This is a genomic window from Pseudomonas sp. C27(2019) (genome assembly GCF_008807395.1).
Lineage (GTDB): Bacteria > Pseudomonadota > Gammaproteobacteria > Pseudomonadales > Pseudomonadaceae > Denitrificimonas.
In genome coordinates, this window is record NZ_CP043320.1 from 1947367 (window position 1) to 1959865 (window position 12499).

The 12499-nt window shown below is 50.0% G+C and carries 11 protein-coding genes; 5 read left to right on the top strand and 6 right to left on the bottom strand.

Annotation, left to right across the window (positions count from 1 at the left end):
- Positions 1–169: 169 nt before the first annotated feature.
- On the top strand, positions 170–2635 hold the full coding sequence (plsB, locus tag FXF61_RS08855) for a glycerol-3-phosphate 1-O-acyltransferase PlsB (RefSeq protein ID WP_151184921.1): 2466 nt from the start codon (positions 170–172) through the stop codon (positions 2633–2635).
- 219 nt (positions 2636–2854) lie between these two features.
- On the opposite strand, the gene FXF61_RS08860 is transcribed toward plsB, so the two are convergent.
- Positions 2855–3811 (bottom strand): NAD(P)H-quinone oxidoreductase, encoded by a 957-nt coding sequence (locus FXF61_RS08860; protein WP_151184922.1) that lies wholly within the window; start codon positions 3809–3811, stop codon positions 2855–2857.
- A 129-nt stretch (positions 3812–3940) separates the two neighbouring features.
- Here FXF61_RS08860 and FXF61_RS08865 point away from each other — a divergent pair, with 129 nt between their 5' ends.
- On the top strand, positions 3941–6031 hold the full coding sequence (locus FXF61_RS08865) for a carboxy terminal-processing peptidase (protein ID WP_151184923.1): 2091 nt from the start codon (positions 3941–3943) through the stop codon (positions 6029–6031).
- A gap of 100 nt (positions 6032–6131) precedes the next feature.
- On the opposite strand, the gene FXF61_RS08870 is transcribed toward FXF61_RS08865, so the two are convergent.
- From FXF61_RS08870 to tcdA, 5 genes are all read right to left on the bottom strand, one after another.
- Positions 6132–6608, bottom strand: a complete 477-nt coding sequence (locus tag FXF61_RS08870) for a sel1 repeat family protein (RefSeq protein WP_151184924.1) — start codon at positions 6606–6608, stop codon at positions 6132–6134.
- A 2-nt stretch (positions 6609–6610) separates the two neighbouring features.
- Positions 6611–6970 carry a hypothetical protein gene (locus tag FXF61_RS08875; RefSeq protein WP_151184925.1) on the bottom strand — a complete coding sequence of 120 codons (360 nt, stop codon included), beginning with the start codon at positions 6968–6970 and terminating at the stop codon, positions 6611–6613.
- Between the two features lies 1 nt (position 6971).
- Positions 6972–7283 (bottom strand): helix-turn-helix transcriptional regulator, encoded by a 312-nt coding sequence (locus FXF61_RS08880; protein WP_151184926.1) that lies wholly within the window; start codon positions 7281–7283, stop codon positions 6972–6974.
- A gap of 317 nt (positions 7284–7600) precedes the next feature.
- The gene (locus FXF61_RS08885; RefSeq protein WP_151184927.1) at positions 7601–8356 is read right to left on the bottom strand and encodes an FKBP-type peptidyl-prolyl cis-trans isomerase; all 756 of its coding nucleotides are present in this window, start codon (positions 8354–8356) and stop codon (positions 7601–7603) included.
- Positions 8357–8630: 274 nt separating this feature from the next.
- Complete coding sequence (gene tcdA / locus FXF61_RS08890; protein ID WP_151184928.1) at positions 8631–9443, bottom strand: tRNA cyclic N6-threonylcarbamoyladenosine(37) synthase TcdA; 813 nt, start codon at positions 9441–9443, stop codon at positions 8631–8633.
- Between the two features lie 181 nt (positions 9444–9624).
- Here tcdA and FXF61_RS08895 point away from each other — a divergent pair, with 181 nt between their 5' ends.
- Genes FXF61_RS08895 through FXF61_RS08905 form a run of 3 tightly spaced genes read left to right on the top strand, consistent with a single transcriptional unit; the run spans position 9625 to position 12464 of the window.
- Positions 9625–10434, top strand: a complete 810-nt coding sequence (locus FXF61_RS08895) for a putative RNA methyltransferase (RefSeq protein WP_151184929.1) — start codon at positions 9625–9627, stop codon at positions 10432–10434.
- A gap of 3 nt (positions 10435–10437) precedes the next feature.
- Positions 10438–10812, top strand: coding sequence for a hypothetical protein (locus tag FXF61_RS08900; RefSeq protein ID WP_151184930.1), 375 nt, complete (start codon positions 10438–10440; stop codon positions 10810–10812).
- Between the two features lie 44 nt (positions 10813–10856).
- Positions 10857–12464, top strand: a complete 1608-nt coding sequence (locus tag FXF61_RS08905) for an FMN-binding glutamate synthase family protein (RefSeq protein ID WP_151184931.1) — start codon at positions 10857–10859, stop codon at positions 12462–12464.
- Positions 12465–12499 lie beyond the last annotated feature (35 nt).

Consider the following 12499-nt stretch of genomic DNA (forward strand, 5'->3'; position numbering starts at 1 on the left):
TAGCAGGCACGCTCCGCTTTAAAATCACATTTGTCGCTTTATGACAGCGCAATGCCTATTTTTAGCGGCTCAGTGCATATAAAAAGCGTAACCTTGCATGCGTGTAATGACATTTTTTAGTCATTTTATTTTACGGCACACACTGTTGTTGATCTAGGACCTGCTGTTTATGAGTTTTTCTTCTATTCGTCGTTTATATTTTTCTCTGCTACGTCGCTTATTACTGCTTTGGGTGCGCTCAGAAAGCATTGATAGCAGTGTTTTTCATAGTTTGCGCAGCGATGTCCCACAAGTGTATGTACTGCAAAAACCATCTATCAGCGATTTGGTAGTACTCGATAATGAGTGCCGTAAAGCTGGCCTCAACCGCCCCATCACACGCTTAGATGAACCAGCACTAGAGCAACTGGCAAGCTTTTTTTACTTGCGCCTTGAACCTGACTGGGCAGGCCGTAAAAGCAAAAAACACCTGGCTCCCACCTTAAAGAAACTGGTGCAAGCGGTCGAATCGGGGCAAATTGACAATGTGCAAGTGGTGCCTGTCACGGTTTTTTGGGGGCAATCACCGGCTCGCGAAACCAGCCCATGGAAACTCTTGCTGGCCGATAGCTGGGCGGTCACCGGGCGCTTACGGCGTTTCTTTCAGGTGCTTATTTTAGGCCATAAAACCCGTGTGCAGTTTTCTGCACCCATTCAACTGGCTGACTTAGTCGCACAAGGTAAAGGCGAAGAGCGCACGCAACGCATGCTGCACCGCCTCTTGCGCGTACATTTTCGTAACAGTAAAGCAGCGGTCATCGGGCCTGACCTCTCGCACCGACGCAACTTAGTCAAAGCGTTAATTCACCAGCCTCAGGTACATCAACGTGTTATTGAAGAAGCGCAGCGAGATGGCATCAGTATCGTAAAAGCCCAGCAACGCGCACTCAAATACGGCAACGAAATCGCCTCAGACTATGCCTATACCGCCATTCGCTTTTTAGAGTTAGTACTGAGCTGGTTTTGGAATAAATTTTATGATGGCATTCAGGTCAATAATCTCGACGCTGTACGTGACGTTGCGCACGGCCATGAGGTGATTTATGTACCCTGCCACCGCAGTCACATTGACTACTTACTGATGTCCTACCTGCTGTTTACCAATGGCTTAACCCCGCCACATATTGCTGCTGGGGTTAACCTTAATATGCCCGTTATCGGTGGTTTATTACGCCGTGGCGGTGCATTTTTTATGCGCCGTACCTTTCGTGGTAATCCGCTGTACGCCAGCGTTTTTAATGAGTATATGCACACCTTGTTTAGCAGAGGCTTCCCGGTGGAGTACTTTATCGAGGGCGGACGTTCACGCACGGGCCGTACCTTGCAGCCGAAAACCGGCATGCTCGCCATCACCCTAAACAGTTTTCTGCGCTCACAGCGCTTACCCATTGTCTTTGTGCCGGTATATATCGGTTATGAACGGGTTTTAGAAGGCCGCACCTACCTCGGTGAGCTGCGTGGCGCCAGTAAGAAAAAAGAATCTTTTTTTGATATATTTCGAGTTATCGCAGCGATTCGTAAACAACGCTTCGGGCAAGTCTCAGTCAATTTTGGCCAACCGCTGAAGTTGACTGAATTTATGGATCAACAGCAGCCCAACTGGCGCCACCCTGAGTTTAATCAACACTCAGCTGACATCAGCAGCACTACCCAGCACCTAGCTACGTGCATCGCCCAGCATATCAATGCCGCTGCAGCGATTAATCCGGTTAACCTGGTTGCCTTGGCCCTATTATCGACGCAGCGTTTAGCACTCGATGATAATGCTCTGGCGCGGGTCATTAATCTGTACTTGTCACTGTTACGCAGCGTGCCCTACTCCCCGTATACCTCTTTGCCAGAGGGTGATGGCAAACGTATTACGCGCTATGTACGCGATATGCAGCTGATCAGCGAGCAACAAGATGCCCTTGGGCGCATCTATTATCTTGATGAGCACAACGCGGTGCTGATGACCTATTACCGTAATAATGTTTTGCATGTATTTGCGCTACCGGCGTTACTGGCCAGTTTTTTCCACAGCAATGCACGGATGACGCGCATACAAATCATCGAACTAGCGCGTGCACTCTACCCCTACATACAAGCCGAACTCTTTACCCACTGGTCGCTGGATGAGTTGGATGCGGTGATAGACCAGTGGCTGGCCAGCTTTGTCGAGCATGGCTTATTGCAGCGCGATGGCGAAACCTATCAGCGTCCAGCACCCAGCTCACAACACTATGTATTACTTAATTTGTTGGCACGCAGCCTGTTACAGACGTTACAACGCTTTTATATGGCGATTGCTTTATTGCTCAATAAAGCTCAAAACGCCCTTGATGCACAGCAATTGGAGGATTTATGCACGGTAATGGCGCAACGCTTATCCATTTTGCATGGGCTCAATGCGCCAGAGTTTTTTGATAAGAGTTTATTCCGTCATTTTATTCAAACACTGATTGATGAAGGCGTGGTGCAGACAGATACAAACGGTAAACTCAGTTATCACGACAAACTCGCAGCATTGGCAGAAAATGCAGCCAAACGCGTATTACCTGCGGAGATTCGCTTATCAATTCGCCAAGTCACCGATGATGAGGATGAATCACTTTAAGCCGGCACATGAATAGTGGTTTAAAACCCAATATTGCTGAGTTTTGCACGCATCTTAGATTAACTACTTTTTCGCCACCCACTTTTAGCCCGCTCTTAGTCTTCATTCTGCACACGCATAACACGCGCTAAGCACAAGCAGCTGAGATTGCAACGATGGCAACCACACAGCGCTGTAAGCGATCGGACTCGCAAACAGCGCTGCACAGTTATCGCTACGTTACTCTTTCGAGATCTGCAGAACGATTTTACCGTTGACCTGATTGCTGGCCAGTCGTGCAAAGGCAGCTTCTGCATCAGTCCAAGCAAAGACTTCTTCCACCTGCGGGTTTAGTGCGCCACTGCTAAATAACGGCCAGACTTTTTCAGTGAGTTGATCAATCAACTCACCTTTAAAGGCATCAGTGCGACTGCGTAAGGTGGAGCCAATCAACTGAATACGCTTGCTTAAGAGCTGCGCTAAATCGAGTTCAGCACGGCGTCCACCCATCAAACCAATATTGACCCAGCGTCCCTCTAGGGCCAGCATTTTTAAGTTCTGCGCCGCATAGCTGGCACCTACAGGGTCAAGAATCACATCAAAAGGAGCAAAATCCTGCAAACCTTCAATACCATCACCACGTAACACACCGCCCTCGGCACCTAGGCTTTCACAGTAGGCCAAGCGCTCAGCCGAGCCGACACTGACCCAGCACGGGTTGTTAAAGGCTTTACACAGTTGAATCGCTGCTGAACCGACACCACTGGCGCCAGCATGCAGCAATACTTTTTCACCCGGTTGTGCTTGACCTAACTGAAACACGTTCAGCCAAGCAGTGGCATACACCTCAGGAATTGCCGCGGCCTGCTCGAGGGTTAAGCCTTCAGGGACAGGCAGCACATGGCGCGCATCGACACAGACCTCTTCTGCCATACCGCCACCTGCCAGCAATGCGCAGACCCGATCACCCAGCTGCCAACGGCTGCCAGCAGCCACCTCAGTGATAATCCCAGCACACTCTAAGCCAAGCATCTCACTGACACCTGGCGGCGGCGGGTATAAACCTGCGGCCTGTAATAAATCTGCACGGTTGACACCCGCTGCAACCACGCGAATGCGTACTTGACCCTCAGCACAGGACGGTGTAGCACAGTCAACCAGCTCTGGACGACCTTCATTACCTTGCAATGCTTTCATTGTGCCTCCATATTAGTAATCTCAAACAGTCTCTGTATTTATTTATTCAGCGAATACAGCCTGTAATGGAACTGTAAACACTTTAGGCGGCCTAAAATGCGTCATTACTCACTCGGACGAAGAATCAGCATGAAGCACACTTTAACTCGTTCAGCCATCGCTCTGGTTATCAGCCTAGCAGCTTTACCTGCCGCGTATGCAGTGAGCAAAGCACAACAATGGGACTATTTACAACCCGACCGCGACCAAATGATAGCCAGTCTTAACGTTGTTGAACTGCTTAAGCGCCATCATTACAGCAAACCACCATTAGATGATGCACGTTCACGTAAGATATATGCAGGTTATCTGAAGATGCTTGATCCTGCTCGCGTGTATTTTACCGCTGCGGATATTCAATACTTTGATCGCTGGGCAACAGAGTTCGATGACCTACTTAAAAGCGGCAACCTTAAGCCTGGTTACGCTATTTACAAGCGCCAGCTGGAGCGTTTAGATCAATACTTAGACTACGCTTTGAATAAACTGGAAAAAGGTGTTGATCAGATTGACTTTAGTATCAACGAAACCTTTGAGACCGATCGCGAAAAAGCACAATGGGCTGCTGATGACGCAGCACTGCAAGACTTATGGCGCAAGCGTTTAAAAGATGAAGTATTACGCTTAAAAATCGCCAACAAGGAACCCAAAGCGATTGAGGAACTCTTACTCAAACGTTATAAAAACCAACAAAAACGCTTACAGCAGACTCGCAGTGAAGACGTCTTTCAGGCGTATATCAATGCGTTTGCACAAACCTATGATCCGCATACCACTTATCTATCACCCGATAACGCAGAGAATTTTGACATCAATATGAGCCTTTCCTTGGAAGGTATTGGTGCCATGCTGCAAGGCGATAATGAGCATGTGAAGATTGTGCGCTTAATTCCTGCTGGCCCTGCCGAAAAAAGCAAATTGGTCGCCCCAGCAGATAAAATTATTGCTGTCGGCCAAGGCAATAAAGACCTTGTCGATGTGATTGGCTGGCGTCTTGATGAAGTGGTTAAGCTGATACGCGGTCCAAAAGGCTCACAAGTGCGCTTAGAAATTATTCCTGCCAGTAATGCGCCCAATGATCAGACCAGCAAAATCGTCACTATCACTCGTGAAGCGGTCAAACTTGAAGAGCAAGCGGCGAAGAAATCAATTCTCAATCTGAACAAAGGCGGGCGCGACTACAAACTCGGCGTCATTGAAATTCCTGCCTTTTATTTAGACTTTAAGGCCTACCGCTCTGGCGAACCTGATTACAAAAGCACCACCCGTGACGTCAAGCGCTTGATTACTGAGCTGCAAAAAGAACAGGTTGAAGGCATTGTGATTGACCTGCGCAACAACGGTGGTGGCTCATTACAAGAGGCGACAGAGCTGACCGGCTTATTTATTGAGCAAGGCCCAACTGTGCTGGTGCGTAACAGTGATGGCCGTATTGATGTGCTCGCTGATGAGCAAATAGGGGCTTTCTATAAAGGCCCGCTAACGGTCCTAGTCAATCGCTTATCGGCTTCCGCTTCGGAGATTTTTGCCGGTGCCATGCAGGACTATCACCGCGCTCTGATTATTGGCGGACAAACCTTTGGTAAAGGCACGGTGCAAACCATTCAACCGCTCAATCACGGCGAACTGAAACTCACCTTAGCCAAGTTTTATCGCGTCTCTGGACAAAGCACTCAGCACCAAGGGGTGATCCCAGATATCAGCTATCCAGCCGATATGGACATCAATGAAATTGGCGAAAGCGCACTGCCAGAGGCCATGCCTTGGGATAGCATTAAGCCTGCATTTAAACCCAGCAGCGATCCGTTCAAGCCGTTTATTGCTGAACTGATAGCACGTCATGATGAGCGCACTGACAATGACCCAGACTTTGTCTTTAGTCGTGCCCGCTTAGCCCTGAACCAACGCCTGATGCAAGACACGACAGTCAGCTTGAATGAAGTTGAGCGTCGCGCGCAGTATGCAAAAATCGAGGAAAAGCAACTCGCTATTGAAAATGCGCGTCGTGCGCAAAAAGGTGAAGATCAGCTTAAAACCTTGATCAGCGACGATGAAGATGATCATATCGCTGCACTTGAGAAGGATAAAGATCTCAAACCTGAAGACGATGCCTACTTAGCTGAAACTGGACGTATCTTGTTGGATTGGCTTAGCTTAGCGCCGGTGGCCAGCCGCAAGTAAAACCTGCGAGCATCTGCTGTTAATACAATAATCCCGCTGCTATGGCGGGATTATTGTATCTGGACTTTGATTTTATCGCCTACAAAACAGCTAAACAGCCTTAGGCTAAGCCCTGCACGATGGCTAGACGCTCTTTGATACGCTGCGCATCCTCTGCGCTGGCGGGCAGCTGTGGTCCGCCCTGCTCATACAGTTCCAATAAGCGCTGCAGCGCTAAAGGGTGTCCAGCACGACCTGCCAACTCCCACCAATGCGCTGCCTGCAATGCATTAGCAGGCTCATTCAGCGCCCCGGCTAAAGCCTGTACGCCAAGCTGATAGGCAGACTTGCCATCACCGGCTTGCGCAGCTAAACGTAGTAAGCGTAAACCTTCGTTTTTAGCCGCCAAACCCTGCCCTCGATGCAGCAATACATGGCCATAAAAAGCACGAGCAGCCACATCATCGTACTCACTCATACGTGCAAAGCGTTCTTGCATCCACAGCCAAACGCGCGGATTGTCTACCGCCCAGCGCTGATTAAACAGTTTACGCGCAACCGCATAACCGACTTGCGCGCGCAACTTTGCAAATAACATATTTACACCTCGGGATAACTAAACAAGTAGACCTGCGCCAATTCAGCACTGAGCCAAGCAGCAACCACGCCCTCGTCTATGTCATTCTGAAAACGTCCCAATTGCTGCACGTGCTGAATAAAACCCAGCTGCGGATGTGCTGGGCGTGCTTGACTGACCACTAAGGCACTGCGCAATGGCCAGCCTTGCGCATGATCAGCACTGGCCAATTGCTCCAGCGCCAAAGCTAAGCGTCGTACACTGGGTGCTGGTAACTGCAATTGTTCAATCACTTGCCGATAGGTGATAACACCACGTCGCTGACGAACGTCACTGAGTAGCTTTAGTAAGCCCCTCTGTTGCTCATCGCTGAGAGTCAGCACCTCACTCACCCTGCCAACCTGACACTTTTAATGCTCGTGCCAAGGTGCGCTTTAACACATCACTGGCTTCGCGCTCACCGCTCTCGATCATTTGTAAATAATGCGGGCTAATCCCTGCTTCGCGCGCAACATCTTCAAGAGTCAACATCGCTTGCTCACGCAATGACTTAAGCTCACGCAAATTGCCCAGCGGCTGCTCTTGCTGCACCTCTGCTGGCTCGCGCCCAGCATCCTTTAATAATTGCAGATACTGCTCCCATGGCAACACCGCATATTCAGGCTTACCGTCACGTGCAATCACTTGTACATTCATAGCATTATCCAAATAGACTAAAACCTTGCTCAATACTACGCCACAGCGCAAGAAAAGACATGCACTGAGCCTTACAGCTCACGGATTTTGACCTTACCAGAGCACCGCTAAAAGAAGGTTGCCTTGCCAAGGTTCAAGCCATCTCAAGCGGCGTAATGGCCACGCCAAACACGAATGCTAGGGAGGCGCTGAATAATTACCTACGTTGTCAGGGCTAGGCAACATTATTCAGTGCCTCCCTAGCGCTATAAGTTTGCGAGCACTTAAACAAAAACGCCCTGTAAATTTACAGGGCGTTTTACAATACAGCGAAGTGTTTACTCTTCGATCTCTTCAGCAGGTTCGCTGGCTTCAAGATCAGCCGTGTCCGTTGCTGGCAAACCAACGATGTCTAACAACTCAACCTCAAACACCAATGTGGAGTTTGCTGGTATCGCCGGTGTTGGACTTTGTGCGCCATAAGCCAGTTCACTTGGGATATAGAACTTGAACTTTTCACCAACACTCATCAACTGCAAGCCTTCAACCCAGCCTGGAATCACACCACCAACTGGAAACTCAACCGGCTCACCGCGTTCGATAGAACTGTCAAAAACCGAACCATCAACTAAAGTTCCTTGATAATGCACGCTGACCACATCGGTGACCTTAGGCTGTGCGCCTTCAGCTTTCTCGATCACTTCATACTGTAAGCCTGATTCTGTCGTGGTCACACCATCACGCTTAGCATTTTCTACTAGGAAAGCTGCGCCTGCTTTAGCGGTGGCATCGTTAAGTGCTGACATACGCTCTTGCGCACGCGCCTGCAGAAAACTAAAGGCCTCCATCAGCTCTTCATCGCTCAAACGCTGATCTTTTTTTGCTAAAGCATCTTCAATACCGAGCGCCACAGCCTGTGAATCAAGGTCATCCATACCTTCTTGGCTGAGATTTTTACCCATACTCAAACCAATACCGTAAGAGGCTTTTTGTGCAGGCGTTTTCAGATCAGAACTGACCTCAGCTGTGCTATCACAACCTGCTAAAACGAGGGTGAGTACAGCAACCGAAGCCGCTAAACGATGTAACTTCATTATAATGTCCTTGCCTTATGCCTTACGGCTTTTATGGGGTACAAAGGTCGTGATGTTAACAGGCGACCCTACTGACTGGCTACCGGATTAAGAAGGTAAAATTGTGGCTTAGTTCAGTATTTTTACAGCCGCACTGAAGAGTTGGCTGCAGATATTTATTTGGGCCGTACTGCGCTACTGCTGTTCCTCCGTCGATGAACCCATCCAGGGTTCAACTCCGGCGCTGCGCCATCCATGGCTACGCTAGCCACAGCAATAGCGCAGCACTCGTGAATCATCTGCTTGTAGAAGACATACCACGCTCTGAAGGGCGTCGTGCTCCAGCAACCAGCTTATCTATTGCGCGCGCCGCAGCGACTAGGCCAAAACTGGCAGTCACCGTCATTGCCGCGCCAAAACCGCCCGCGCAATCGAGTTTCACACCCTCCCCTACAAATTGTTTGCTTTGACACACACTGCCGTCAGGGTTGGGGTAACGCAACTGCTCGGTTGAAAACACACACGGCACACTGTAATGCCGACCTGGGGTGCGGGAAAAATTATACTCACTGCGCAATAATGAGCGCACACGCGCAGCAAGCGGATCATTGAAGGTTTTATTTAAATCAGCAACACGAATCTGCGTAGGATCAATCTGCCCACCGGCACCACCGGTGGTGACAATTTGAATTTTACGGCGCTTACACCAAGCAATCAGGGCAGCTTTGGCTTGCACGCTATCAATGCAATCCACGACAAAATCCAGTTCTTGCGTGATGTACTCAGCCATACTATCCTTGTTAACAAAGTCAGCAACAGCATGCACCACGCATGCTGGATTAATCGCCAGCAAACGCTGCGCCATCACATCCACTTTAGCCTGGCCAATCGTGCTGCTTAAGGTGTGCGCTTGTCGGTTTGTATTGGTGACACAGATGTCATCCAGATCAAATAAAGAAATTTCACCCACGCCGGAGCGCACCAATGCTTCAGCCGCCCACGAGCCCACACCACCAATTCCAACCACAGCGACATGCGCTTGAGTTAAGCGCTGTAAGCCTTCCACACCGTATAAACGGGCAATACCAGCAAATCGTAAATCGTCCATCCGACAACCTCAACAAAATCGCTGGCGTATTCTAGCAGTATTCCTCACGGCGCTTACAAAACAGCAGCTATTTCACTACACTGTGCAGAACATTTACTGCAGCGCGCAGCGCCATACTCAGCAGCAGTGCAGCTGCAAACTTTCAATACAACCCTTAATTCTCTAAGGCCCGGTGACTGGCATGCTTATTTGCCCCATCTGCCAATCGGCATTGACTGCGCATAACAACAGTGTGCGCTGCATCTTTGCGCACAGTTTTGATCGTGCGCGCCAAGGCTATCTCAACCTGTTACCGGTACAGCACAAAAACAGCCGTGCGCCAGGTGATAACCCCGCGATGGTGCAAGCGCGACGTGACTTTCTTTCGGCAGGTTATTACGCACCGCTGGCAGAGCGCTTTGCAGCACTGATGCAAGAGCGCCAGCCGCAACACTGGCTGGATATTGGTTGCGGTGAAGGCTATTACACGGCACACATTGCCCAAGCGCTGCCTGAGAGCCATGGTTATGCCTTAGATATTTCTCGCGAGGCAGTCAAGCGAGCCTGTAAGCGCGACGCCAACACCACGTGGCTGGTCGCGAGTATGGCGCGCTTACCCTTAGCCAGTAGCAGTTGCCAAGCCATTGCCAGTATTTTTAGTCCGCTCGACTGGCAAGAAGCCCAACGCGTGCTAGCACCAGGTGGCGCTTTGCTACGGATGGGGCCATGCACTGATCACCTGCAAGAGCTGCGCGAACAACTTTATGATGAAGTGCGCAGCTATGATGACAGCAAACACCTGCAGCTGATTCCTGAGGGCATGCAGCACATACACAGCGAGACGTTGCGCTTTACCCTAACCCTTAGCGATGCTCAAGCACGCAGCAACCTATTAGCCATGACCCCACATGGCTGGCGCGCTAACGCAGAACGGCGCGCAGCAGTGATCAATCAAGCGCTGACCACCACCGTCGCGATTCGCTATGACTGGATTGAAAAAACGGAGACCTAACGTATGCGCCAACCTGATATCGAAATTTATCTCAAAGACATAGAGCGCACAGTCATCAGCCAATGGTTGGAATCTGTGCTAGGCGCACCGTGCAACTGGCAAGAAAAAGGCCGTGTCTCGCGCTGCCTTTGTGCAGACATTCCAGTTGTTTGGTTTGAAAAAGCGGTGGGTAAATGGCACAGCCTATTATTAGAGAGCAACAACACACCTTGGCAGGATGATCGTCAAGCTGCACAAGCCGCCGCCGTCTACCTGCAGACTAACGTGCGTTGCGCACCCGGCAGCTGGCAAGAAGCCGACGGCATTAGCGATGTTGATCGCTGGCTACAAGTCAGCGCCGATGGCAGCATTGAAACTCTGACGTGGCACACCTCTTAACCAGCAGTACCAGCAGTTGATTTAAAATACTCACAGGAATTTTTATGCTTGTTATACGTTACGCAGTATTGGCTGCTGCTATTTTAGCTAGCCTGCTCACTCTGTTCTTCGCTTTAAGCAACCCTTGGTGGCTACTGCTCAGCTCGCTATTTATCGCCCTAGTCGTCTTAGGCGTAATCGATATGCGTCAAACTCATTCAACACTACGTCGCAACTACCCGATTGCCGCGCATATTCGCTATATGTTTGAACGTATGCGCCCAATGCTGCGCCAATACATCGTTGAAGGCGATGACGATGAAGTACCCTTCTCGCACGATCAGCGCTCGTTAGTCTATCAGCGCGCCAAATCAGAACTGGAAACCCGCGCTTTTGGAACCGACCAAAATGTCTACGGCACTCGCTATGAGTGGATTAATCACTCAATCGCGCCAACCAAAATAACCGCTAAAGATTTTCGTGTCAGCATTGGTGGACCTGACTGCAAGCAGCCCTACTCAGCCTGTATTTTTAATATTTCAGCAATGAGTTTTGGCTCTCTATCGCCCAATGCTATTCGTGCACTCAATAAAGGTGCGCGCCTCGGCAAGTTTTATCATGATACCGGTGAAGGCTCGATTTCCAACTACCACCGTGAGCACGGTGGCGATTTGGTCTGGCAACTGGGCTCAGGTTACTTTGGTGCGCGCAATGATGACGGCACTTTTAGCCCCGAACGCTTTGCTGAGCGCGCCAGCCTTGAACAAGTAAAAATGATTGAAGTTAAGCTGTCACAAGGTGCGAAACCGGGTCATGGCGGCATGCTACCCGGTGCTAAAGTTAACGCTGAAATCGCTCGCACACGGGGCGTGCCAGAAGGCCAAGATTGCATTTCACCGGCCGCGCACTCAGCTTTTTCCAACCCTGAAGAATTACTGCATTTTATTGCCCAGTTACGCGAGCTGTCTGGCGGCAAGCCGACTGGTTTTAAACTGGCAATCGGCCACCCTTGGGAATGGTTTGCCATTGCCAAAGCCATGCTCAGCACCGGTATCACCCCAGATTTTATTGTCGTGGATGGCGCTGAAGGCGGCACTGGCGCGGCACCACTTGAGTTTGCCGATCACATTGGCACACCCATGCGCGAAGGTCTGATGTTGGTGCACAACACTCTCGTGGGAATCAACTTACGCGATAAAATCAAAATCGGTGCGGCAGGCAAAATCATCACTGCCTTTGATATCGCACGCACGCTTGCCTTAGGTGCAGACTGGTGTAACTCGGCGCGCGGTTTTATGTTTGCTTTAGGCTGCATTCAGTCACAAGTCTGTCACACCGGCAGCTGTCCTACCGGTATTGCCACGCAAAATCCGAAGCGCTGGCAAGGTCTGAATGTTCCCGACAAAGCCACACGTGTGCAGCAATTTCAAGAACGCACCGTAGCCACTTTACGCGAGCTGATTGAGGCTGCAGGGTTGAATCACCCCAACGAGCTAGGGCCAGAGCATATTATCCGCCGTGTTTCACCGACCCTGGTGCGCTCACTATCAGTCTTACACCCTTACTTGCAACCAGGCGACCTACTCCATCCCGAGCAATTACCAGAACATATGGTCTTCAAGCGATTCTGGCCTGCTGCACGGGCAAACAGTTTTGCTTTTTTCAAGCAATAGATAAAGCAACGGCCTATTGTATAGGCCGTTTTCAG